Genomic DNA, 26,322 nt, shown 5'->3' on the forward strand with positions numbered 1-26,322 from the left:
TTAATCCGCAACAAATCTAGTCAATTGAAAACTCAAGAGATCATGAAAAAAAACAAACATTTTGACACTATTATTCTCGGAGCAGGGATTGCCGGAACAACCTTGGCTAGTATTTTAGCTAAAAATGGCTTTAGCGTATTGCTACTCGAAAAAGGTACTCATCCTCGGTTTGCAATTGGTGAAGCCATGTTGCCTGAAAGTGCATTGTGGATGTGGATTGTTGCAGAACGTTTTGGTATACCAGAACTTAAAAATTTAACTCAAGTTGAAACAATTCAACAATACGTATCATCCGGTTGCGGCGTAAAACGTTTACTTGGGTTTGTTTATCATAAAGAAGGCGAGAAACAAAATCCAGATGAAGCACATCAACTGATTTCGCCATCTTCCTCTTTGATATCTGAAAGCCACCTCTTCCGCCCAGATGTTGATCATTACATGTTGAAAGTAGCTATCAATTATGGCGTTGAATATCATGACTTGACTGAAGTACAAGACATTGACTTTCAAGAAGATGGCGTACAAGTACGAATCAAAGATGGAGAAGAATATTCTGCTCGCTTTTTAGTCGATGGCTCTGGTTTCCGTTCTCTAGTAGCTGAAAAATTCAATCTCCGCGAAAACCCAACTCGTTTAAGAACCAACACTCGCGGTATCTTTACCCATGTAGCTAATTTACCAGGCTATGATGATTGTATACCGCAAGAAGACTTGCCAGGACAAAGTTGTAAATGGCAAGAAGGAACATTACATCATGTCTTTGACGGGGGCTGGATATGGGTCATTCCTTTTGACAACCACAGTCTTTCGGAAAGCTCTCTGTGCAGTGTTGGGTTAATGCTCAATGGATACAAGTATCCGAAAAAAGACATAGACCCAGAACAAGAATTCTATAGTATTATCGAGCAGTTCCCAAGCATTGCTAAACATCTTAAAGACCTGAAACCAGTACGTAAATGGGTCAGTACTGATAGGATTCAATACTCATCTACAGATGCGGTAGGACATCGTTATGCTCTGTTGAGTCATTCTTATGGTTTTATTGATCCTTTATACTCAAGAGGTTTTATTAGCACCTTTGAAACTGTTCATTCTCTAGCAGGTCGATTATTAGAGGCGTTAAAAGATGATGACTTCAGCGTTGAGCGCTTTACCCATGTAGAAAAATTGCTAGCAACAAAAATTGATCACAACGACCAGATACTCTATAACACTTTCCGTTCAATGTCGCACTTTCCACTATGGAATGCAATGACTCAACTTTGGTTAGCTTACCTAATTCTTAGTGATGTCTATCTGTTCCGTAGTTGCTTAAAATCTATAGCTAGTAGTAGTTCATCACCTTTTATAGAGCTTGACCAAGAAGAGCCTTATCCTATGGCTAAAGCTCCCTTTGCTGAGACTTTTCAAACTGTTTTAGATGGTTACGAAGTGTTATTAGATAAGGTTGATGCAGGAGAAATACCTGTAGAAGAAGCTGCTAATCAAATGCTCTCTCTTCTCAAGCAATCTGATATGTTACCGCAATCAGTTTATCCTTGGGGAAATCCTCAAGCACGACATGTTGATTTTCGTGCGTATCCAGAACCAATCAAACCATTAGTTTCTTCAGGTGCAGATGATATTCCATTAGCCTTGCTTAAAGAGTTTTTTGATATTAAAGTACCACAACCTGTATAGACGGCTTAGAAAAGTCTCTCCAATATTGGAGAGACTAAACAGAGGACAAATAATGTGCAATGTGTTTTAAAGAATTGAGACAACAGCAACACAAATAAAAGAGATTACTATGCTATTGCAATCAAGACCTTCTACCCCAACAATAAATACTCCACTTCCAGGCCCGCGTGGTTTACCCATCATTGGGAACTTGCCAATCATGGGTAAATATCCATATCAAACATTCACTCATCTAGCAAAACAGTACGGCAATGTCTTTCAAATACGTATTTTTTCTCAAACTATTGTTGTACTCAATGGACTTGAAACAATTAAAGAGGCTTTATTAAAACAACAAGGGGATTTTGCTGGTAGACCAAACTTTTACACTCTCAAAAATGCAGTTAGAGGTAGAGCTATTGGTGGTAGGGATTATGGTTTGCTATGGAAAAAGCATCGGGAAATTACTACTAACGCTCTGCATAAATTCGTTACAAGTAAAATAAGCTCCATTGAACAGCAAGTGATGGAGGAAGCAGCTGAATTAGTAAATATTCTCTTAAGCTATCAAGGTCAACCTTTCGATCCAGAGATAGAGGTAAATTTGTCTGTTGCAAATGTTATGCTTCAGATTTTGTTTGGAGAAAGATGTAGCCGTGACGATCAAGATTTTATTGGCTTTGTCAAATTTGCTAAGGATTTTCCTCAAAATACGGCAGGGACTTTATTAGCTGATTTTGTACCACAGACCCGCATATTTTTTGAAAATTTTGGGCAAGGATTAACTAAATGGTATAACGCCCTAAATCATCTAGAAAAATTGATTTTGAAGAAGTTAAAAGAGTATCGGGACTCATACGACCCCGAAAATCTTAGAGGTATGGTAGATGCGCTCATTAAAGCCACTAATGAGTTAGACGAGTTCGATAAGCAAACCTTGGGTCTGACCGAAAAGGTGATTGTGGAAGGAACACCGCAAGAAATGATGGGTACAGGATTACTGCCTATTGCGCCCCTAATTCGTTGGGCAATGTTATATATGATTGCTGATCCAGATATTCAGACGAAAGTCCACCAAGAACTAGATACAGTAGTGGGTAGAGACCGACAAGTATGCATGGCCGATCGCAAGAAATTGCCATTTACAGAAGCTTGCATTCATGAGATGCTACGACATGCTCATTCCTTCCCTTTGGCTCTCCCAAGCGCTACTACGATTGATACCACTATCAATGGTCACTTCATTCCCAAAGATACGCCTGTGTTCGTTAATCTTTATAGCTTGACCCGTGATGAGCGTTTTTGGCATGAGCCTGAAAAATTCAACCCATATCGATTTCTCACTGACACAGGAGAGGTTAGAGAAGATTTGCTAGATAAATATTACCCATTTGGAATTGGAAAACGTCGCTGTTTCGGAGAGTATTTAGGACGGCTTGAACTATTCACTTTCATTGCTAGTTTAATGCAGAAATGTACTTTTGAAAAAGCTCCAGGAGAAAAATTAAATTTTGAAGGTACAGCAGGAGCTATTTTAATGCCGGAGAGTTTTCAAGTTATCATCAAGCCGCGATTCTAGACTTGAGTTCAACAAACTAAGTCTGATTTAAGGGTTGTAGGTAATAAATACAACAAATATGCGATATTCCTCAACCCTGTGCCATGCATTTAATTAAGAGCTTAAGAGCGATCGCAAATCACAATCAAAAAACAGCAAACAATATTTAGAGGTAAGTTATGACCCTTCATCCCCCAGAACCATTTCGGATCAAGATGGTTGAGCCGATCAAACTACTCGATCGTAATACCCGTGAGGCAGCTATACGCCGAGCTAATTACAATCTCTTTGGTCTGCGTTCAGAGGAAATATTCATTGATTTATTTACAGACTCTGGCACTAGTGCAATGAGTCAAGCACAGTGGGCAGCAATGCTTGAAGGTGATGAAGCTTATGCTGGCGCTCGTTCGTATTATCGATTAGCAGAAGTCATTCAAGACATATTCGGCTTTCCCTACTTTTTACCTACTCACCAAGGTCGAGCAGCAGAAAACATTTTGAGCGCTTGTTTGGTGAAACCAGGTCAGTATGTTCCTTCTAACATGCATTTTGATACTACCTATGCCAATATCCGTGCTCGTGGGGGACTTCCTACTAACCTAGTTATTGAAGAGGCCCATCATACTGGTTCATATCACCCCTTTAAAGGGAATATGGATATTGAAAAGCTACGTGACTTTATCAATAGAGTAGGAGCAAACAAAATTCCCTTTGGTATGATCACAGTCACCAATAACGCTGGGGGTGGTCAACCCGTTTCTCTAGAAAACCTACGAAGAGTTTCCCAAACTTATAAAGAGTTTGGTATACCGTTTTTCATTGATGCTTGTCGCTTTGCAGAAAATGCTTATTTTATTAAGCTACGAGAGCCTGGTTATGCAGATAAAACTCCTCTGGAAATTAGCCAAGAAATGTTTGCTCTAGCCGATGGCATTACCATGAGTGCCAAAAAGGATGGCATGGTCAATATTGGTGGCTTTATAACCATGAGAGATGAAGTGCTATTTGAACAAGCACGTAATGAATTAATTCTCCGTGAGGGATTCCCCACTTATGGCGGGTTAGCTGGCCGGGATTTAGATGCTATGGCCATTGGATTGCGTGAAGTACTTCAAGAAGAATATCTGGCATATCGTTTGGGGCAAACAGCATATCTAGCAGCGCGTCTACGAGAATTAGGGATTCCCATCATTGAGCCGCCAGGCGCACATGCGGTATACGTAGATGCTGGATTGTTATTGTCTCATATCCCTCAAGAACAATTTCCTGCTCAAGCCTTAACAGTAGAACTCTATTTAGAAGGTGGAATACGGACAGTAGAAATAGGCTCACTGACTTTTGGTCATCTTGACCCAGATACCAACAAAATGGTGTATCCCAAATTGGAACTAGTTCGTCTAGCACTTCCTAGAAGGGTATATACACAAAGTCATTTAGACTATGTGGCTGAAATATTTGGTAAAACTGCTGCACGCTGCGATCAAATTCCTGGATATCAACTAAACTACGCGCCTAAATTGTTGCGTCAATTTACAGCCCAGCTTGAACCTATTAAAGCAGATAATCACTTATCAAAAACATTGACAGAGTTATCAATACTCTCGGTTTAAGCGCAACTTGTGAACTTTCTTGAAAAAGATTCTTCCTAGCACAAAACATAAAGCTGAACAAGGACTGTTTTGAATAAAAGAGGTAGAAATGGAAGAAAACATTATTATCGTTGGAGCAGGGCTTGTAGGTTCTCTGCTCTCTGTATACCTGGCACGTGCTGGCTTTAAAGTTAGTGTATATGAACGAAATTCAGATCCACGTCAAGTTAATCTGCAATCAGATCGATCTATCAATATAACCTTGTCTGAACGGGGTTTCCACGCATTAGATGCTGTTGGTGCAGGTGACATGGTACGCAGGCTTTGCATTCCTGTCTATGGCAGAATTATTCATGCCCAAAATGGTGAGCTAAATTATCAGCCTTACGGTAACAATAAAGAAGCTATTTATTCCATCGGACGCGAAGACTTAAGTAAGGCGCTTCTCTGTTTTGCCCAACAGCATGAAAACATTGAATTTCATTTCAACCAAAAATGTAGTGACATTGATTTACCAACTGCTACCTTAAAATTCCAAAATTCAAAAACAGGAGAAGTCAATCAAGTTCATGCGGATAGGATTTTTGCTGCTGATGGAGCTTATTCTTCTGTTAGGCACAAGATGCAGCGATTAAAACGTTTCAATTATTCCCAAGAATATTTTGAGCAGGGATATAAAGAAATTATCATTCCTCCCTCCAGTGATGGCAATTGGGCATTAGATAAAAACGCCATACATATCTGGCCACGAGATGATTACATGCTTATCGGGTTTCCTAATTTAGATAGAAGTTTTACCTTATCATTACACTTGCCTTATGAAGGTGAAATTTCTCATAAGTCTTCTGCATCTCCCGATTCTCTGCGCTATCTTTTCAAAAAGTATTTTCCTGATATCTGGTCGCTAGTAGAACCCAACTTAGTGAATTACATTGATAAACCAGTGGAAGCAATGATTACTATTAAATGTTTTCCTTGGAGTTATCAAGATAAAGTAATACTAGTTGGTGATTCTTGCCATGCTATTTTCCCTTCATACGGTCAAGGAGCTAATGCCGGCTTTGAAGATTGCCAGTTACTTACTAATTGCATTCATAAACATTTAGGAGACTGGCAATCAATTTTTAAAGAATATGAGATTATGCGTAAACCAAATATGGATGCCCTCGCTGATCTTTGCGTAGAACACTTTACTGTTTTAAGAAAAATGGTAGGAGATCCCAAATTTCTAGAACTCAATAAAATTGAGAGAAAAATTCAAGAAAACAATCCAGAGTATGCATCCCTTTACTACAATGTTTCCTTCACTTGTATGCCATATCTAGAAGCTTTAAAAGCAGAGCGTAAACATCAGGAAATAATTGAGAAAATTGTCGAAGCAAATATGGTTTTAGAGATGTCGGTCTAGAATATTTACTTGAAAGTAATTATTCACTCAATTAAAGTGAACAGCAGTCTAGTAAATGAAGGTTTAAGTCAATGATTATAGTCATGAAAACAGGAACTCCTGAGCTAGAAATTCAACAAATTAGCCAAGAATTACAAAGATGGAAGATTAAACCAGAAAAAACTGTAGGCAACCACAAAGTTATAATTGCATTAATCGGTGATACGGCAGATATCAATCCTCAATACATTCAACAACTCAGTCCTTTTATTGAGGAAGTATTGCGGGTGAAACAGCCCTTTAAACGGGTTAGTCGAGAATTTCGCTATGGAGAACCTACTGAAGTATTAGTATCCACACTGAATGGAGCAGTTAGTTTTAGCGAAAATCATTCTATAGTTACAATAGCTGGGCCTTGCTCAGTAGAGAACGAAGAAATGATTGTACAAACAGCCAGGCGAGTTAAAGCTGCTGGAGCTAAGTTTTTGCGGGGAGGAGCATATAAACCGCGTACATCTCCCTATGCTTTTCAAGGATATGGTGAGAGTGCTTTAAATTTGTTAGCAACCGCTCGTCAGGAAACAGGTTTGGGAATCGTGACAGAAGTCATGGATACAGCCGATCTTGAGAAAGTAGCTCAGATTGCTGATATTGTCCAAGTCGGCGCTCGTAATATGCATAATTTCTCGTTGTTAAAGAAAGTAGGTAGTATAAACAAACCTATTCTGCTCAAGCGAGGGATGTCTGCCACGATTGAAGAGTGGTTGATGGCAGCTGAATATATTTTGGCAGCAGGCAATCCGAATGTGATTTTGTGCGAACGGGGAATTCGAAGCTTTGATCGGCAGTATGCCAGGAATACGCTTGATTTGAGTGCTATACCTGTGTTGCGATCGCTAACTCACTTACCGATTATGATTGACCCTAGCCACGGTACTGGTAGATCAGAATATGTACCAGCGATGGCATTAGCTGCGATCGCAGCTGGTGCAGATGCTTTAATGATTGAGGTTCACCCTAACCCATCGAAAGCTCTTTCTGATGGGCCTCAATCTCTAACACCAGATCAATATGAGAAGTTAATGCAAGAAATGGCTGTGATTGGTCAAGCTGTTAATCGTTGGGAACCAAAATTTGCTACATCGACAGTATCTTCCCTTTCACCAAACTATCAATCTGCAAAACAACTTTGTAATAGCACCATCACTGTCATGACTTCTCACAACTAGTTTTAAAACTCTGTTCAATTTCCATGCACAAGAGGTACAAATGAGCAAGGAATATGACCCCGCAAAACTAGAATTAACAAACTTAGAACCTATCACTAATACTGACTTGATTGCTCCACAAGCTGTAGACATCAAAATTGAAAAGCTAGAGAACCGACAACGACGTGTTTTTGCCAAAATTCAAATTCCCTATTCATTAGAGCAAGTTTGGCAGGTTCTTACAGACTATGAAGCTTTTACTGAGTTCATGCCCAATTTTACGCAAAGTAGACGCTTGGCTCATCCAACTGGAGGTATTCGCGTAGAACAAGTCCGCACGAAAAGTTTCATGGGGATGAAGGTATCGACCAAATTAGTTGTAGATATCGAAGAAAACTTTCCCTCTAAAATTCATTATCAACAAGTTGAGGGAGACTTTAAGGACTTCTCTGGGTACTGGCAGTTAAAACCTTGGAATCTATCGCCCGATCAAGATGGAGTGGAGCTTTCATATAACTTCTTGATTTGGCCAAAGCCAATTTTACCAGGCGCATTAGTAGAACACGTTTTGAGCCACGATATACCAGTAAGTATGTTAGCGATTAGAGAGCGAATAGAAAAGCTATTTAGTCGTGGATAGATGATTAATAGTTTATCGCATTAGTTTTGCTAGAAAAATTAGCTTTTCAACTTCTTTCTTTTTCCTTGTTATTTGCGAATTTTGGTTACTTTTTAGTTCGTTATTTTACAGTGCATTCATCTGATGAACCAACTAGTAGTTCGCCAAAGAAACTTGACAGGGTAAAGGGGAAGGTGGGGCCCCCTCTGGTGATAAGAGGCAGGGGGAAAGAGAAAAAGTGTTATTCCTTTACCCTTTAACCTTTACCCTTTTCCCAGCCCTCACCTAACAATTTTGGCTTGGCAGACTATTAGGTAAACAAGTTTGTAGTTACAGCATTTCTGGAATGGTGTTCTTTAAATAGTTTGAGAGAATTCCCCAATGTTTGATACTCATTGTTACACAACTAAAGGTGGAGTGTATATATCTCGCTCCATCACTGAGACACTGATCGAAACTGCGATTAATGAAGTCTTATCACGTATTGATTCTCAACGTGGAGGTTTATTTTCCAGTAGTTACGAATATCCTGGAAGATATAAAAGATGGGCAATAGGTTTTGTTAATCCACCCTTAGAACTCGTTACTACTGACAACTTTTTTACACTTACAGCCCATAACGATCGCGGCGTAGTACTATTGCAGTATTTAGCAGAGCGTTTGTTTGGGCGATCGCAACTCCAGATAGTTAATTGGGAAACCAAGCATTTATCTGGATTAATTCGACCAACAGAACATTTATTTTCCGAAGAAGAGCGCAGCAAACAACCATCTGTTTTCAACATCGTTCGGGAAATCTTATCTGCTTTTGAGAGTCCAGAAGATCAACATTTAGGGCTGTATGGTGCATTTGGCTACGATTTGGTTTTTCAATTTGAACCAATGCCAAAGCAGCTTGAACGTTCTGTCGATCAGCGAGATATGTTGTTATATCTACCTGATGAACTGTTAATTGTTGACTACTACCAGCAACGTGCATTCAGGGTGCAGTATGAATTTGAGACTAAGCATGGTAGTACTAAAGGTTTGCCAAAGAGTGGTGAAATCATTGATTATAAAGGAAAATCCCATACCCCCACTCAACCCTGCGATCACAAACCAGATGAGTATGCTCTTCAAGTTGAAAAAGCACTTGATTATTTCCGTCGAGGTGATTTCTTTGAAGTAGTTCCTAGTCAAAACTTCTTTCAAGGCTGCCAAAAGTCCCCAGCAGAACTTTTCCGAAAGTTACAGCAAATAAATCCTAGTCCCTATGGATTTATCTGCAATTTGGGTGGAGAATATTTGATTGGTGCATCTCCAGAAATGTTTGTGCGCGTCGAAGGGAAGCGTGTTGAAACTTGCCCAATCAGTGGCACTATCAAGCGTGGAAAAAATGCCATTGAGGATGCAACACAAATTCTTCAGCTACTCAATTCACGCAAGGATGAAGCTGAACTGACAATGTGTACTGACGTTGACCGCAACGACAAATCCCGAATCTGCGAACCTGGGTCAGTGCGAGTAATTGGCCGCCGCCAAATAGAGTTGTATAGTCATTTGATCCATACAGTAGATCACGTTGAAGGCTTAATCAGACCTGAATTTGATGCCTTGGATGCATTTCTTACTCATCTGTGGGCAGTCACAGTCACAGGAGCGCCCAAAAGAGCAGCAATGCAATTTATTGAACAGCATGAGCGTAGCCCTCGACGTTGGTATGGTGGAGCAGTTGGTTACTTCACTTTCAAAGGTGACTTGAACACTGGTCTGATTCTGCGAACAATTCAACTTAAAGACTCAATTGCAGAAGTGCGTGCGGGTGCGACAGTTCTTTATGACTCAATTCCAGAAGCCGAAGCCCAAGAAACTTTAACTAAAGCAGCAGCTTTGTTTCAAACGCTCTACCAGACTCAGCAAAAGTCCAACTTGTCATGCAGTTTAAACCTTAGCAATCGAGCTAAAACTGAAACAAACAAGCGTGTCTTACTAATTGACCACGAAGACTCATTTGTACATACACTTGCTAACTATATCCGCTCTTCTGGTGCCACAGTTAAAACACTACGTCATGGCTTCTGTGAACAAATTCTAGATATTGAATCTCCAGACATCGTTGTACTATCTCCTGGCCCTGGTAGACCTAGTGACTTTAATCTGTCCAAAACAGTTGCAAGCTGCATACGTCGAAAAATCCCAATTTTTGGAGTTTGTTTGGGATTACAAGGAATTGTTGAAGCTTTTGGGGGTGAATTAGGAGTTCTTGAGTATCCGCAACATGGAAAATCGGCTCGTGTTGTTGTTACAGCGCCAGAATCTGGGATATTTCAAGGTTTACCCCAATCCTTTGAAGTTGGTAGATATCATTCGCTATTTGCTCTACCCGATCGCTTTCCTCAAGAATTGCAAGTTACAGCTATTTCAGAAGATGGTGTGATTATGGGCATTGAGCATAAAACCCTTCCAATTGCTGCACTTCAGTTTCACCCAGAATCGATCATGACTCTTTCTGATGAAGTAGGTCTATCAATTATTAAGAATGTCGTACGTATGTACACACGAGAGTGCAATTTCTCACATCCACAGCTAGAAACTACTGGCAACAAAGATGTTATCCATCGTGCCGTATTGTCTGTCTCCTAAATTCAAGTGATGACTATGCAGACTGATCGCCATCCTTTAACTTTATTTACTACTAATACCAAGCCGCGCCATATCCTTGAAGAGATTGTGTGGCAAAAAAAGCAAGAAGTTGCACTTAGAAGTCAGCAATTGTGTTTAGAAGATTTACAAAATCAGGTAAGTACTGCCCCTGCTACGCGAGATTTCTTAAGTGCGCTGCAACAAAGCCCAACCAAACCCAGCTTAATTGCAGAAGTCAAAAAAGCCTCACCTAGTAAAGGAGTAATTCGAGCTAACTTTGAACCAGTCAAAATTGCACAGGCTTATTCACAAGGTGGAGCAACTTGTATATCAGTACTAACTGATGAAAAATTCTTTCAGGGCAGTTTTGACTATTTGCAGGCGATTCGACAAAATGTTTCACTACCACTGCTGTGCAAAGAGTTCATCATTGATCCTTATCAAATATATCTAGCACGAGCAGCTGGCGCTGATGCTGTACTTTTGATTGCAGCCATTCTGTCAGACCAAAACCTCAAAGAATTTTTGCAAATTGCCTACAGTTTAGGCATGAACGCTCTGATAGAGGTACATACTCTAGCAGAACTAGACCGAGTACTAACGCTCAAAGACTTGCGTTTAGTAGGTATCAATAACCGTAATCTCGAAGATTTCACGGTTGATTTAGGAACTACACAGCATTTATTGGCACAACGAAGAGAAAAGTTAAACAGTTTAAACATCACTGTTGTTAGTGAGTCTGGTATACACACAAAAGCTGATTTAGCTCTTGTGGCTGATGCTGGTGCTAGTGCTGTCTTAGTGGGAGAGTCTTTAGTCAAACAAACCGATCTAGTCCAAGCAGTACTCGAGCTGCGGACAAATTTTTAGCCATTCACTTACTTTGTTAGACAAACTATGAGGACGACTTCTATCTCTCATTGCTTCGAGACTTTACGGAATCGCAATCAGTGCGCTTTAATTCCCTTTATTACTGCTGGTGATCCAAATTTAGAAATAACAGCAGAAGCTTTACGGGTTTTGGATCGTCACGGTGCCGATCTGATTGAGTTGGGTGTTCCCTACTCAGATCCTTTGGCAGATGGGCCTGTAATTCAAGCAGCAGCAACCCGCGCTTTGCAACGGGGCATTCGTTTAGATCAAGTTCTGGAAATGGTTCGGACTATTAGTCCCAGCCTCAAAACACCTCTAATCTTATTTACTTACTACAACCCCATTTTGAACCGAGGTGTTGAGCAGTTCTTGCAACAAATAGCTCAAGCAGGCATTGCTGGTTTGGTAGTACCCGATTTACCATTGGAGGAAGCAGAAAATTTATTACAGCTAGCTACCAAATATGGTATTGAAGTGATTTTGTTGGTAGCTCCTACTAGTTCAGTTGAACGCATTGAAGCGATCGCTCGTCAGTCTCAGGGATTTGTTTATTTAGTCAGTGTCACTGGTGTCACTGGTATACGCTCCGAACTCCAACTACATGTTAAAGATTTACTCACAGATTTGCATAGTGTCACTGACAAACCTATTGCTGTTGGTTTTGGCATTTCTAGACCTGAACAAGCTCGTCAGGTGATGGATTGGGGTGCAAATGCTGTAATCGTGGGTAGTGCCTTTGTGAAATGTTTGGTTAAAGGGACAGCGACTCAAAGGCTGTTGGCGGTTGAAAAACTTTGTCGAAGTCTGAAAGCAGCAATTACTGCATCAAATAACTAATTCAGGGGAATCTCATCGTGGTAATCACAAAAGATATTTATGCTCTCGCTCCCAGAGCAAGCAAACCTGATATATTGGGTCGATTTGGACGCTTTGGAGGCCAGTACGTTCCTGAAACTTTAATGTCAGCGCTCAGTGAGCTAGAGAGAGCTTACCAGCACTATCGTACAGTTCCTACTTTCCAATATGAGTTGCAAAACCTCATGCAGGATTATGTAGGACGACCCAGCCCTCTTTACTTTGCTGAACGTTTGACTGCTCATTATGCCAAACCTGATGGCACAGGGCCACAAATCTACCTCAAACGTGAAGATTTAAACCATACAGGCGCTCACAAGATTAATAACGCTCTGGCTCAGGTGTTATTAGCAAAGCGAATGGGCAAAAAACGGATTATTGCAGAAACAGGAGCAGGTCAGCACGGGGTTGCTACAGCCACAGTTTGCGCTCGCTTTGGTTTAGACTGTGTAATCTACATGGGTATCCATGATATGGAGCGGCAAGCTCTAAATGTGTTTCGGATGAAGTTGATGGGGGCAGAAGTTCGTCCTGTGGAAGCAGGAACAGGAACTTTAAAAGATGCTACTTCCGAAGCAATCCGAGATTGGGTGACTAATGTCGAAACTACTCATTACATTCTCGGTTCTGTTGCTGGGCCTCATCCTTATCCGATGATGGTGCGTGATTTTCAGGCTGTGATTGGACAAGAAACTCGCACTCAGTGTCAGGATAAATGGGGAGGATTACCAGATATTCTCCTGGCTTGTGTAGGAGGTGGTTCTAATGCGATCGGACTTTTCCACGAGTTTGTCGATGAACCAAGTGTGCGACTAATTGGAGTAGAAGCAGCAGGTGAAGGCGTTAACTCCCAAAAACATGCTGCTACTCTCACTCGCGGACGAGTTGGCGTTTTGCATGGGGCAATGAGCTATTTGCTACAAGATGACGATGGTCAAATAATCGAGGCACATTCGATTAGCGCTGGGCTAGATTATCCTGGTGTGGGGCCTGAGCATAGTTATTTGAAGGACATCGGACGTGTTGAATACCACAGCGTCACCGATCAAGAGGCTTTACAAGCATTCCAGCGTCTTTCGCGGTTAGAGGGAATAATTCCGGCTCTAGAAACTGCCCATGCGATCGCATATCTTGAAACTCTTTGCCCTGAAATAGAAGGAAGTCCACGAATTATCCTCAGTTGCTCTGGACGGGGAGATAAAGATGTGCATACCGTTATTCAGTTCTTGAATGCTATCTAATTAACTCTGTTGTAAAAATTTGGGAAAATTTGAGATGATAGCGGCAATTCCTACATTAAATGCAGACAATGCATTAACTTCTGATTCTCAAGATTGGTCTACCTTACTGCAACAACTGCTAGACCGTCAGTCCCTTTCTGTATTCCAAGCCAAAAATTTGATGCAAGGTTGGTTAACAGAAGCCATCCCCATAGCACAATCAGGAGCAATTTTGGCAGCAATTCAAGCCAAGGGAGTAGCTCCTGAAGAGTTGGTTGGTCTATCGCAAGTTTTGCGACAGCAGTCATTACAATTAGGAACTAGTAGTTCGCCAAGGGAACTTGGAGGGGTAAAGGATAAAAGGGAAGGGGGAAAGGTTTTAAATCCCTTACCCTTTCCCCTTTCCCCTTTCCCCAACCCTCACCAATCATTGTTGGGTTGCCAGACTACTAGTGATGCTATCAACTCCTATCCTTTGATTGACACTTGTGGGACTGGTGGAGATGGAGCCTCAACTTTCAATATTTCTACAGCTGTAGCTTTCGTGGTTGCAGCCGCAGGAATCAAAGTTGCCAAGCATGGCAATCGTTCAGCATCTAGTCAAGCTGGATCGGCGGATGTCCTAGAAACGCTGGGTCTGAATCTCTATACCGGCAGCGATCGCGTAATTGCAGCCCTTGACGAAGTTGGGATAACGTTTTTATTTGCACCAACATGGCATCCTGCTTTCAAGGTGGTGTCACCTCTGCGTAAAACGTTGAAAATCCGTACTGTCTTTAACTTATTAGGCCCCTTACTCAATCCTTTACCACTTACAGGGCAAGTTATCGGAGTTTATAATCCTAACTTAATGAACACAATCGCCCAGGCGTTAAATCAATTAGGCACTCGCCGAGCGATCGTTCTTCATGGACGTGAAAAACTGGATGAGGCAGGACTAGCAGATTTGACTGACATGGTTGTGTTGGCAGACAAACAACTACATCAAATAACTTTGAATCCTCAAGATTTGGGATTGAAACCTGCTGCAACTACTCAGTTAGCAGGTGGAAATGCTAACGAAAATGCTGAAATTCTCAAAGCTGTACTTCAAGGAAAAGGCACTCAGGCGCAGCAAGATGTTGTGGCTTTGAACGCAGCGCTAGCTTTACAGGTTGGCGAAGCGATCGCTTCCACAGATGAAATTAACTTCTATGCAAAAGGGGTAACTCTTGCTAAAGACATCTTACAAAGTGGAGAAGCCTGGATGAAGTTAGAACAGTTAATCCGAATTCTGCATTAGGTACAAAAAGTATCTACATACTTTACAAACGTAAAATTCACTGCGTTTGGATTTATCTTGGTTGATTTCTTTGACTTTTTTCTCGTTTGACAAAATACTTCATGAAACCTTTAGGAGCAATATTCTCATGGCACAGAATATAAAGAACATTGTAATCGTTGGTGGTGGTTCTGCTGGTTGGATGACCGCAGCATATTTGAGCAAGGCTTTGGACAAAAATGTTCAGATTACCTTAATTGAGTCATCTAACATCACAACAGTGGGAGTTGGTGAAGCGACCTTCAGCACCATTAAGCTATTCTTTGATTTTCTCGGTTTACAAGAATCCGAATGGATGCCAAAATGCAATGCTACTTATAAAATGGCAATTAAGTTTGTCAATTGGAACTCTCAAGGACAATACTTTTACCATCCTTTTCAAAGATATGAAACGGTAGATGGTTTTGATATCTCCGAATGGTGGCTAAAAACAAAGAGACATGAAGCACCATTTGATTACTCCTGCTTTATGATTCCTTTGTTATGCGATCTGAAGCGCTCTCCCAGACATTTTAACGGAGAAGTTTTTGACAATAAAGCTCAAGATTTGTTTACCCAAGAGATTACCACTCAGAAAAATGTCTTGGCTGATTTAAAAGCTCAGTACCCTTATGCCTATCATTTTGATGCCAACTTACTGGCAAGATTCTTAAAAGATTATGGGAAGCAGAGAGGTGTAAGACAGATTGTTGATGACGTAGTAGACGTTCATTTAAGCGAAGATGGCAGTATAGATGATGTCAAAACCAAAGAACATGGGACTATTAAAGGCGATTTGTTTATAGATTGTACTGGCTTCCGTGGTTTATTAATCAATAAAGCTCTTGGTGAACCATTTATTTCCTTCTCGGAGTCACTACTGTGCGATAGTGCGATCGCTATGCAAATACCCACTAATATCAAGAAAAATGGAATCAATCCTTATACAACAGCAACTGCGCTCTCATCTGGTTGGGTCTGGAACATCCCTCTGTATGGAAGAGTTGGCACAGGGTATGTTTACTCAAGTGCGTTTATCTCTAAAGAAGAGGCGGAAACTGAATTTAGACAGCACTTGGGAGAAGCTGCCAATGATTGCAGAGCTTCACATATCAAGATGAGAATTGGTAGAAACAGAAACTCATGGGTGAAAAACTGTGTAGCTATTGGTCTTTCTAGTGGTTTTGTTGAACCACTAGAGTCTACCGGCATATTCTTTATTCAGCATGGTATTGAAGAGTTAGTCAACAACTTACCAGACACTTCCTTTAATGAGGATGTAATTAAAAACTACAACAAAACTGTTGCTAATTGCATAGATGGTGTTCGAGACTTTTTGACACTTCATTATTGTGCTAGTAATAGAGCAGACACAGAGTTCTGGAAGGCAAGCAAGCGCGATATCGTAATTTCTGAAGAACTACAAGAAAGATTGAGATTATGGAAGAGTAGACTACCAAATAACAAGAGCATCAATCCGAACTATCACGGTTTTGAGTCTTATTCCTATTCTGTAATGTTGTTAGGGCTAAATTACCTTCCTGAAAACAATTTACCTGTCTTGAATCATATTGAAGACCAAAAAGCCATAGCAACATTTGATGCAATTAAGGAAAGAACAGATTACCTTAGTGCTACCTTACCATCTCAATATGAATACTTAACTTACGTGATCAAGTCTCAAGAACAGTCTGAATATCTGAGCGAAAATGAATTAGTTCGCTCTTTGGTTACGACTTAAGTGTATTAAGATATTTCTGGCCTAATATTACATGTTAATCATGCTGCTCTGTGAAATGCTAAGTCATTTCACAGAGCCTCGCTCGGTGTTCCATCGCCATCAGAGAATCTATCAGGTTCAAATCAAATACAATGTATTTTAGAGAATTAGTACTAATCATCTTAGGAGATTTAAACCATGCACAAAATCGTTACAATTTCCGGTAATTCTTCTTTCACCTCTCGCTCTGCTGCAATCTTAAACTATGCTCAAGAACTTTGTACCAAACATCAAATTGAAATAGCATCTATTACAGTACGCGATCTCCCCCCAGAGGATTTGATTTACGGAAACTTTGAGAGTCCAGAGGTTAAGAAACTACAGCTTCTAGTTGGGCAAGCAGAGGCAGTAATTATTTCTACACCTGTTTACAATTCCTCCTATACAGGAATACTAAAAGCTTTGCTAGATTTAATGCCTCAGTATGCTTTTGGTGGTAAAACTATCCTGCCAATTGTTACAGGTGGATCAATCAATCATTTACTGTCAATTGACTATGCGATTAAGCCTCTGTTCTCAGCAATGGGAGCTACTCACATTCTCAAGGGAGTTTACGTTGTCAGTTCACAAATTCAGTTCAATGAGCAGAAAGAAATCCAATTAGATAGCGATATTGAACAGAGATTAAAAGCTTCTATTCAAGAACTTGTTAATACTTTGACGCAGAAAGAATTGGTGGCAGTTTAGTTTTATTGACCACAAAAAGGCAGAGAGTAAAAGTAAATAATTTATTTTATCTCTGCCAATATGATTAATTGCTAACGATGATATTGGTAAACTTGCTCTAAAAGTTCAAAAATCAAATATCAGTTTTATAATACATTCAAAAAAATAATATGTAGTTATGAACAAAATAGCAAATTTTACTAATAATGTACGGGTGACTTACTCTACTTCTGCTGCTTTCACACCAACTGTTGTTGCTCTGGGAAAGTTTGACGGTCTGCACTGTGGTCATCAACAAGTCATTCAACCTATTTTGAATCACATCAGAACGCAGGAGTCCGGGAAGAAAAACCGATCGCTAACTAAAGAACATATTTATCCTACAGTTGTCACTTTTAATCCGCATCCACAAGAGTTTTTTACGGGAAAACCTTGGCCTTTACTGACACCCTTGCAAGAGAAAGTGCAACAGCTACAAAATTGTGGTGTAGAACAGCTAGTATTATTACCTTTTGATAAAGAATTAACTGCTTTAAGTCCGCAAGATTTTGTAGAAAAGATTTTGGTGCAACAGCTAAAAGCTCAAATGATCAGTGTAGGAGAGGACTTTCGCTTTGGAAAGCACCGTAGCGGAACTACTAGTGACTTACAGGATATCGCAGCTAAATTTGATATTCCTGTTGTCATTGTTCCTAATTACTCTTTTCAAGGCGAACGTATTAGCAGTTCCTCTATTCGCCAAGCCTTAGCTAAAGGTGACATCCACCGTGTTAAGGTACTATTAAACTATCCTTATAATTTCACAGGGAAAGTTGTTAAAGCACAGCAGTTGGATAGAAGCATCGGCTTTTCACCTGCTAAAATTCAATTAACAGCTAACAAGTTACTACCTCGGTATGGTGTATATGCGGTGCGAGTATTCATAGTCAATGAGACTGTAGATGCTTCATCTTTATCTAACCAACTTTTGCCTATAGGTATAGGAGTTATGAATGTTGCTCATCATTTAGTAGTCAATGATACCTATCCATCTGTAGAAGTACACCTATTGGATTGGTTAGGCGATTTGTATGATAAGACATTAACAGTACAATTAGAAGAATTTTTACGACCAGAGCAAAAGTTTTCCTCCTCAGAAACCCTCAAAGCACAGATTACAGCCGACTGTGCCAAAGCCAGATATCTATTGTTACGATCAACTAATTTAGAGAAATTCGCAGGCTGATAAGCTGTAGTGCTTGATAAATAACGGTCTTATGCCATATTGAACTTCAATGAGCAATAGAGAGACTTAAGTTTATTCTTAACTTGCTGTTCTTGAGTGCAAAAAATTTTGCAAGTGATTTAGTATCAACTTAATTGCTCAAAAGTCAGAGGTTTTGGGATGAATCTATGTGATCTAAACATTAGAGAGTAAAGAATTAGATTGTTCAAAAACCATTATAGATATACACTCTTGCCTGCTCAAAACTATTATTTCTAGTACTAAACGGGTAAGGGTAAATTCTTACAGCAGAAAATAGCAAACAGGAAATAGTGAGCAGGCTTGAAAGTCAGTAAAGCCAGATAACAACCTTTAATCTATTTAATTTGCTGAACATGAGTACTAAATTTCAAACTCCCAACACAAAAACAGATATTTCGCTGAAAGGATCAATCGCGTCTTCTGTTTTATCGCCATCTTCACTATCGTTGCTGTATCCACCTTTTGCAGATATATCAAAGATCTGCTCGGAGAATATTGCGTCTTCAGTTGGCAATGAAGTTTCAGTGGCTTCTGCGGTAGTCAAGATGCTGGAAGAAATGGGAGTGCAATATGCGTTTGGTGTTTCGGGGGGAGCGATCGCACCTTTATGGCACAGCCTGGAAAATAGCTCAATCCAAGTGATTCACTTTCGGCACGAAGCCGGAGCAGCGTTTGCGGCTACAGAGGCACACTTTACTAGCGATCGCCCAGTCGTAGTATTTACTACAGCCGGGCCGGGGATCACAAACGCAATCACAGGACTATATGCAGCACGTTGGGACGGTGCAAAAGTTATCTTTTTATCGCCGTCCACCTCAGCATCACAGCGAGGAATGTGGGCTTTCCAAGAAACCAGCGCTTACACAATGCCCAGTGCGGATATATTTACCACAGGAAAACTATTTCATTATGCAACGACTTTAGAAAGCGGCGAACAATTGCCAGAAATTGCGCGTAGGCTAGTGCTGGGTTTAGCTAGACCGGGTGGTTTTGTCGCCCATTTGAGTATTCCAACAGCAGTGCAGACAAGTACAGCCAAAACATCTTGGTCAAAAGTCAATCTCACTGCACCAGGAGTCACAGTCAGCGAGGAAACAGTTTCAGAATGTGCAGAGTTACTTTCTAAAGAGAAATTTGCCATCTGGGTAGGCTTTGGGGCTAGAAATGCAGCTAAGGAGATTCGGCAGTTAGCAGAAACAACAGGTGCAGCAGTGATGTGTTCGCCACGGGGTAAAGGAATTTTTCCCGAAGACCATCCGCAATTTATAGGCAGTACAGGCTTCGCTGGACACAAGTCAGTCTTGAGATATATGCAAGAATCTCGACCATTGTACACTCTAGTTTTAGGAACACGATTAGGAGAACTCACCTCTTTTTGGAATCCTGCAATGATTCCTTTGCAGAGTTTTTTGCATGTTGATATTGACCCAGAAGTACCAGGAACAGCCTATCCAACTGCCCAGACAGTAGCCATTCAGTCGGATGTGAAATTATTTGTGCGATCGCTACTTAAGCATTTACCAAAAAGTCCTATTGGAACACAGCAGTCATTACCCAAACCTGAGTGTGAAATATTCTCATCATTGAACACAGGTGCAGTGCGACCAGAGGTATTGATGAATGCAATTCAACAGGTAATTGTGGATGGCAGTGATGCCTTGATCATTGCAGAAGCCGGCAACTCTTTTGCTTGGGGAAATTACATGCTGCGATTTGCCCAACCCGAACGTTACCGTGTTAGTACCGGATTTGGGGCTATGGGTCATGCTGTCACAGGTGTTGTAGGTGCTGCCCTAGCCCGGAATGGCAAAGCTGTAGCCATAGTGGGAGATGGTGCAATGTTGATGAACAGTGAGGTAAGTACGGCTGTCAAATATAAAATTCCTGCCGTTTGGATTGTACTCAACGACTCATGTTATAACATGTGCGCTCAAGGAACAACAATGCAGGGATTTAACAATCTTGATATAGAAATTCCCCAAGGGGATTTCGTTAAAATTGCCCAAGGAATGGGGGCTGATGGTATCCGTATCAAAACAGAATCTGACATTCAGCTAGCCCTAAAGAAAGCGATGCTCTCTCCAGTTCCATTTGTTGTTGATGTAGTAATTGATCCGACTCGGCTAGCACCGATTGGCAGCCGCATTGAGAATCTAATTTTGCAAAATACTAGTGTTTGAGAAAAAATTTATGATAGCGTGTCAATCTGTAGGAATTAGCTCACTTGCCTTAAGCTTCCCAACCATTAAGCGTACAAAAGACTACTACAGAGAAAATTATCCTGATTTAGTTGCTCATGCAGAGCAAAAAAACTTAGCAAAGCTAATGTCACAAGATAATTTGGCTGCTTGCAACGAATTTGACTCCCAAATGCTGCCCTATTTATCAGATCCCTTTCGCGGGACTGTTGAGAAAAGGATACTTGGGCCAGGCGAGTCGTCACTGACCTTGGAGTATCGTGCCGCTAAAGATGCTCTAGAGGCAGCAAAGCTTTCCCTTGATGATGTTGATCTTTTAATTGTCGGCTCATTCTTACCTGAACATATCGGCTTTGGTAATGCTGCCTTCCTCGCACGCGAACTGGGATTAACTTGTGGTGCATGGAACCTTGATGCAAGCTGTGGTAGTACCCCTGTAGCGCTACAAACTGCCTGTGCTTTAGTGCAATCAGGAGGATACCGCAATGTATTGGTTGTGATCTCCTGTACTTACTCTCGTTTTTTCAACGAGGACGATACTCTCTCTTGGTTTTTTAGCGATGGTGCTGGCGCAATGGTTGTCAGTCCGCTCAAAGCAAACCAAGGCATTCTCAGTACCAAATCTGTAAATACCAACATGTTATGTGACCAGTTCTTCTTTCAACTCACACCAGATGAGCAGGGCAAAGCACGATTACGTATGCAGGTAGATAAGGGTACAAACAAAGTAATCAGTAGAACATCTGCGGGGCTTCTACGTCAGTGTTGCGAGGGAGCAGTTGCTGCTGCTGATGTCAGCTTCGACCAAATTGATTTTTTCATTTTCAATACACCTACTGCCTGGTTTGCCGACTTTTGTACACAAGTACTAGGTATTGATTCAGAACGCACAATCAACACTTACCCTCTCTATGCAAACATTGGGCCAGCACTGACTTTAGCTAATTTATATCACGCTGCCCAGTTGGGTAAGATTCGTGAAAATGATTTAGTTCTCATTTATGGCTTTGGTGCAGCCAGTAGTGCCACTGCAAATGTAATGCGTTGGGGAAAAGTGGCTTTAGGTTCTGAGCCACATCTCAATTTACCTGAACCGACAGTGAAAACTTCAATAATGAGCCTTGCTTCTTGTTAACCTAAGTTCAATACATTAGATTTAACATATTTTCAAAGCTTTCACTGACTCGGCTACCGTGTACACACAAGTTAAAAAACTCACTTGACATTATTGTATACGGTAGCCTTCCCTAGCAGGCAAGAAGCTGGGATTCTGTTCAATACTCAACTGCGCCCAAGGCTTTCATAGTAGCAATAGTTACTGGACTTACACCTGTTACACCATTAATATTCATACCTTCGTAGGATTTAGAGCTTTTCAAAGTTTTCTGACACTCACCAGTTTTGAAATTCCAAAGCTTAATCGTCTCATCTTCACTGCTACTTGCTAGGGTTTGACCATCAGGACTAAAAGTAACTGACCAAACAAACTTAGAATGTCCAGTCAAAGTTCTGATGCACTTACCTGTACTGATATCCCACAGTTTCACCGTATGGTCGCCACTACCGCTTGCTAGTATATGAGCATCTAGAAAAGCTACTGAGTGTACAGAACTGGCATGTCCCTCTAGGGTTTTAAGATGCCGTCCTGTGCTGACATCCCACAACTTAATTGTTTGGTCACTACTACCACTTGCCAACGTGCAACCATCGGGGCTGAAGATGAGTGACCAAATCCAATCAGTATGACTATCCAAAGTTTGAAGGCAAAGACCAGTACTAACATCCCACAACTTAATTGTCTGGTCATTACTACCACTTGCTAATAAATCACCATTGGGATTGAAGGCTACTGTCCATACCCAATGAGTATGTCCTTTTAAGGTTTTGACACACTGAGTTGTTTTGGCATCCCACAACTTTACTGTCTGGTCTTGACTGCCGCTTGCTAATAGATGACCATTGCGGCTAAAGGTAATTGATGTGATTCGATTTGTATGTCCTTGTAATGTTTTGAAGCATTGACCAGTGTTAATATCCCATAACTTCACTGTTTGATCTTCACTACCAGTGGCAAGTATAGTATTTTGAGAAAAAGCAACTGATGTAACTCGATTACTATGACCCTGCAAAATTTTTAGGCATCTCCCAGTGCTAACATCCCATAGCTTCACCGTTTGGTCATTATTGCCACTAGCAATATAGTTACTATTAGGGCTAAAGGCAACTGACCACACTCCATTACAATAACCCTGGAAAGTTTTCAGACAAAGACCAGTAGTGACATCCCACAGCTTTACGGTTTGGTCTTCACTGCCACTTGCTAGCGTATAAGTATATGGTCTAAAAGCAACTGAAGATATTCTGCTACTATGACCGTACAGAGTGTTAAGGCACTGACCAGTAGTAACATCCCACAGCTTAACTGTTTGGTCATCACTGCCACTTGCTAAGGTCTGACTATCATAACTAAAGGTAACTGAATTTACACAGTCTTGATGACCCTGTAAAGTTTGAATACATTGATATGTAACAGAATTTAATAGCTTTATTGTTTGGTCACAATAACCTATAGCCAAAGTTTGACCATCTGGACTAAAGGCGACTGACCTCACTTCACTATCTTGATACTCTAGAGTTTTTAAGCATTGATAGGTTTTGAGATCCCATAACCTTACCTTTTGGTCATCGCTACCACTGACAAGTATAGTACCTTGAGAATTGAAGGCAACTGATGTAACTCGATTACTATGTCCATGCAAAGTTTTGAGTAGTTGACCACTAGTAACATCCCATAGTTTCACTGTTTGATCTTCACTACCACTGGCAAGCATAGTACTGTGAGGATGGAAAGCAACTGACCATATCCCACCACTATGATCTTGCAAATTTGCTAGGCATTCTCCACTATTAGCATCCCATAGTTTCACTGTTTGATCGGCGCTACCACTGGCAATAACATAACCATCAGGACTAAAAGTAATCGGCCAAACAAAACCTATATGCCCCCTAATAGTTAGCAGTTGTCTGCCATCTGTAACTTGATACAGGCTAATATCACCGTTCGTATCCCCCATAGCCAAAACTTTTCCATTTGGGTTGAATGCCACGGAATGAATACCACCTATGGTCGCAGCAAAAACACACTTCGCTAAATTAGCATGAGTAAAATTTGTGTTGTGCAAATTCACATATCTCATATCTGCTTGCCAAATAGTCAGATTAGAAAAATCGTAACCAGTTAAATCTGTTTCTAAACGACAAAGCAAATTCAGAATATTTCCAGCTGTATAACTTTGTTCTAGGGGAGATGTTTCTTGTAATCTTGCTAAAATTTGAATAAATTGATTTTCAAGGTTTTTTTTATTTCTATAGTGAGTAAGTAGCTTATTAATAAGTGGTTGAATAATGACTTGTATTTGGGTATTAATAATATAGTCTTTGGCTGTCGCTTTCATCAAAGCATGACTCCGAAAAAGCTGGAGGTCTTGAGTGACAATCTCTTCATTAACCTGCTCTATTAACCGTTGAGTTATATACTCCATAACTACAGGTTGTAGCATGAATAGTAATGCGTTTTGTTCAATCAGCGATCGCCGTCTTAAAGATTCCAGAGCTTCTAATAATTTTACTTGTGGTATTGATGAATATATATCTTCTCGCAATTCTAATAGTGAAACTGGCTCAAGATTAATCGCTAACCAGTACATTATTTCTTTTTCTAAATCTAACAAGCGCGAAAACTGCTGATCTAACAAATCGCAAATATCGCCAAAAACAACTGTTTCTTGCCGCAAAAATTCATCAATACTACCATTAAATAAATCTTGAATGGTTGTCGCAACTATTTTTAAAGCTAAAACATTACCACCATAGCGCTCGACTAAAGTTTTGATCAATTGTGACTCTAATACAGAGATACCCTTCATTTTTAATATTCCTTGCCCATCTTCTGGCTTGAGACCATTCAGCAGTAATGAGCGAACAGATAAGGATTTTCCCTGCTGTGAGGCTACCTCTTTAGGTTTTTCCCTACTTGTCAGTACTAAGCAGCTTTGGTGAGTAGCTTCTCCTACAAGTTTGAGTAACTCACCATACCCCTCATATCCTTCACGATAAATTCCAGCTCGACTTCCATCACGCATAATCGACTCTAGATTATCTAGGATTAGCAAACAGCGATGCTCCCGTAGATAGCTTATTAGTCGTAATATTCTGTCGCCTACGTTTTCTGGTAAGGTCGTTTCTGTTTCTTGATTATCGCTAAGGAATTGGATTAAGTTTGCTAGCAAAGCTTTAACAGATGGAGCTTCTCGCAGCGATCGCCAAATTATATATTCAAAATTGTCCTTAATCTGTTCTGCTAGTTTTATAGCCAGAGCTGTCTTACCAATTCCTCCCATTCCCAGCAGTGCTACTACTCGGCAGTTTTCTCTCAAAACCCATTGCTCTAAAGTAGCTAGTTCTTCTTGTCGTCCATAAAAAACTGATACACAAATTGCTTTTCCCCAATCTTGGTGCTGAGATTGGTCTGAACTGACATAGTAAGTTTTATCTAATTCTAAATTAAAAGCTTTGAAAAAAAGCTCAAGTGTTAGTTTGTCAACCCCTTCCTCACGGGAAAGTACTTTGGAAATTGTCGCCGTATTGACTCCAACTCGATCGCTCAAATCTTCAAGAGTATACTTGTTTCCATAATTGTCGTTTAATTCTAACGCTAGTTTGCTCGATTGAAGTTTTTGCAACCCTTCAGGAGTCAGGAGAACACCACGTTTGCGTTTTTGCTTTTTAGGCATTATTATAAGCACCTTTTTTAGTAGGTTTAAATAGTTGGTTTTAAACAACTATGCGTAGTCAGTCACTATGAACATCAGCTATTTTTAACCTTTAATTAACCTATTTTTCATATAGGCACTATGCCTGTGAATGAATATTCAAGCAATTATCATATTAATGCATCTTTGATAGTATATTACCAGAAATTTTAAATGTCAGTACAAAAATTTACATATTTTTTATACTAATTATAAAAATTCTAAATTAGTCAACATAATAGCATCTACTAAAACAAATAAATATAACTGACTTTCTAATATATAGAAGAGGGAATTTATCTAATAGTAGATGTCGCTATTATCTAGAAATAGATAAAACTTGTAATATCAGATAGGCTATTAAGCTAACCTAAGCAAACTGTTTGGTGACAAAGGATACATCTCTCAAAAATTGTTTGAAGAGTTATATGAGCGAGGGTTACAGTTAGTCACAAAATCTAAGAAGAAAATGAAAAATCGTTTGGTAAAACACTCAAAATTTTATATTGATTTTATAAATAGCTTCTAAAACGTGTAGTACAAAGCTGAGATGACGTTTAATAGTTGATTGAGAGCAACAGTTTAAATTTGCCTACGTATTAATTATGTAATATTAATTTTGTTTTTCTTGGATTACTTACTTAATTTTCCCAAAATTGACTAGCTGGTATCTTGACGTTTCCTCAAAACAAAAACTAGAATGACAGTCAGTCTAGTAGATATTGAATAAT

General features: G+C 40.2%; 18 protein-coding genes and 1 pseudogene. 17 read left to right on the forward strand and 2 right to left on the reverse strand.

Annotated features, from left to right (window positions below; all coding sequences use genetic code 11):
* Nucleotides 1-42: 42 nt before the first annotated feature.
* From RMX98_RS22750 to RMX98_RS22815, 14 genes are all read left to right on the forward strand, one after another.
* Nucleotides 43-1,680 (forward strand): NAD(P)/FAD-dependent oxidoreductase, encoded by a 1,638-nt coding sequence (locus tag RMX98_RS22750; protein WP_322680526.1) that lies wholly within the window; start codon nucleotides 43-45, stop codon nucleotides 1,678-1,680.
* Between the two features lie 109 nt (nucleotides 1,681-1,789).
* Complete coding sequence (locus RMX98_RS22755) at nucleotides 1,790-3,238, forward strand: cytochrome P450 (RefSeq protein ID WP_322680527.1); 1,449 nt, start codon at nucleotides 1,790-1,792, stop codon at nucleotides 3,236-3,238.
* 158 nt (nucleotides 3,239-3,396) lie between these two features.
* Nucleotides 3,397-4,827, forward strand: coding sequence for a tryptophanase (locus RMX98_RS22760; protein WP_322680528.1), 1,431 nt, complete (start codon nucleotides 3,397-3,399; stop codon nucleotides 4,825-4,827).
* Between the two features lie 88 nt (nucleotides 4,828-4,915).
* Complete coding sequence (locus RMX98_RS22765) at nucleotides 4,916-6,214, forward strand: NAD(P)/FAD-dependent oxidoreductase (protein WP_322680529.1); 1,299 nt, start codon at nucleotides 4,916-4,918, stop codon at nucleotides 6,212-6,214.
* A 71-nt stretch (nucleotides 6,215-6,285) separates the two neighbouring features.
* A complete protein-coding gene (gene aroF / locus RMX98_RS22770) occupies nucleotides 6,286-7,422 on the forward strand; it encodes a 3-deoxy-7-phosphoheptulonate synthase (protein WP_322680530.1) in 1,137 nt (378 codons plus the stop codon).
* 40 nt (nucleotides 7,423-7,462) lie between these two features.
* Nucleotides 7,463-8,041 carry an SRPBCC family protein gene (locus tag RMX98_RS22775; protein WP_322680531.1) on the forward strand — a complete coding sequence of 193 codons (579 nt, stop codon included), beginning with the start codon at nucleotides 7,463-7,465 and terminating at the stop codon, nucleotides 8,039-8,041.
* A gap of 360 nt (nucleotides 8,042-8,401) precedes the next feature.
* A complete protein-coding gene (locus tag RMX98_RS22780; protein WP_322680532.1) occupies nucleotides 8,402-10,642 on the forward strand; it encodes an anthranilate synthase in 2,241 nt (746 codons plus the stop codon).
* Nucleotides 10,643-10,651: 9 nt separating this feature from the next.
* Nucleotides 10,652-11,512: an indole-3-glycerol phosphate synthase TrpC gene (trpC, locus tag RMX98_RS22785; protein ID WP_409881457.1), complete on the forward strand. Its 861-nt coding sequence runs from the start codon at nucleotides 10,652-10,654 to the stop codon at nucleotides 11,510-11,512.
* Nucleotides 11,513-11,539: 27 nt separating this feature from the next.
* Nucleotides 11,540-12,352 (forward strand): tryptophan synthase subunit alpha, encoded by an 813-nt coding sequence (gene trpA, locus RMX98_RS22790; protein ID WP_322680533.1) that lies wholly within the window; start codon nucleotides 11,540-11,542, stop codon nucleotides 12,350-12,352.
* A gap of 17 nt (nucleotides 12,353-12,369) precedes the next feature.
* Nucleotides 12,370-13,611 (forward strand): tryptophan synthase subunit beta, encoded by a 1,242-nt coding sequence (trpB, locus tag RMX98_RS22795; RefSeq protein ID WP_322680534.1) that lies wholly within the window; start codon nucleotides 12,370-12,372, stop codon nucleotides 13,609-13,611.
* 34 nt (nucleotides 13,612-13,645) lie between these two features.
* A complete protein-coding gene (gene trpD, locus RMX98_RS22800) occupies nucleotides 13,646-14,872 on the forward strand; it encodes an anthranilate phosphoribosyltransferase (protein WP_322680535.1) in 1,227 nt (408 codons plus the stop codon).
* Between the two features lie 127 nt (nucleotides 14,873-14,999).
* Complete coding sequence (locus tag RMX98_RS22805; protein ID WP_322680536.1) at nucleotides 15,000-16,631, forward strand: tryptophan halogenase family protein; 1,632 nt, start codon at nucleotides 15,000-15,002, stop codon at nucleotides 16,629-16,631.
* A gap of 177 nt (nucleotides 16,632-16,808) precedes the next feature.
* Nucleotides 16,809-17,357, forward strand: a complete 549-nt coding sequence (gene ssuE, locus RMX98_RS22810) for an NADPH-dependent FMN reductase (protein ID WP_322680537.1) — start codon at nucleotides 16,809-16,811, stop codon at nucleotides 17,355-17,357.
* 157 nt (nucleotides 17,358-17,514) lie between these two features.
* Nucleotides 17,515-18,561, forward strand: a complete 1,047-nt coding sequence (locus RMX98_RS22815; protein ID WP_322680538.1) for a bifunctional riboflavin kinase/FAD synthetase — start codon at nucleotides 17,515-17,517, stop codon at nucleotides 18,559-18,561.
* A 388-nt stretch (nucleotides 18,562-18,949) separates the two neighbouring features.
* On the opposite strand, the gene RMX98_RS22820 is transcribed toward RMX98_RS22815, so the two are convergent.
* On the reverse strand, nucleotides 18,950-19,126 hold the full coding sequence (locus tag RMX98_RS22820) for a hypothetical protein (RefSeq protein ID WP_322680555.1): 177 nt from the start codon (nucleotides 19,124-19,126) through the stop codon (nucleotides 18,950-18,952).
* Here RMX98_RS22820 and RMX98_RS22825 point away from each other — a divergent pair.
* Entirely contained in the window at nucleotides 19,077-20,762 is a 1,686-nt protein-coding gene (locus RMX98_RS22825; RefSeq protein WP_322680553.1) for a ScyA-related TPP-binding enzyme, read from the forward strand. The two genes, RMX98_RS22820 and RMX98_RS22825, sit on opposite strands and share 50 nt — an antisense overlap.
* A gap of 10 nt (nucleotides 20,763-20,772) precedes the next feature.
* Nucleotides 20,773-21,915 carry a 3-oxoacyl-ACP synthase III family protein gene (locus RMX98_RS22830; RefSeq protein ID WP_322680539.1) on the forward strand — a complete coding sequence of 381 codons (1,143 nt, stop codon included), beginning with the start codon at nucleotides 20,773-20,775 and terminating at the stop codon, nucleotides 21,913-21,915.
* 139 nt (nucleotides 21,916-22,054) lie between these two features.
* Here the strand turns inward: RMX98_RS22830 and RMX98_RS22835 are convergent, their stop codons facing one another.
* Complete coding sequence (locus RMX98_RS22835; RefSeq protein WP_322680540.1) at nucleotides 22,055-25,573, reverse strand: NB-ARC domain-containing protein; 3,519 nt, start codon at nucleotides 25,571-25,573, stop codon at nucleotides 22,055-22,057.
* A gap of 394 nt (nucleotides 25,574-25,967) precedes the next feature.
* Here RMX98_RS22835 and RMX98_RS22840 point away from each other — a divergent pair.
* Nucleotides 25,968-26,120 (forward strand): annotated as a pseudogene (locus RMX98_RS22840) (transposase); the annotation flags it as partial.
* Between the last annotated feature and the right edge of the window lie 202 nt (nucleotides 26,121-26,322).

This window comes from Nostoc sp. DedQUE02 (genome assembly GCF_034531035.1).
Lineage (GTDB): Bacteria > Cyanobacteriota > Cyanobacteriia > Cyanobacteriales > Nostocaceae > Nostoc.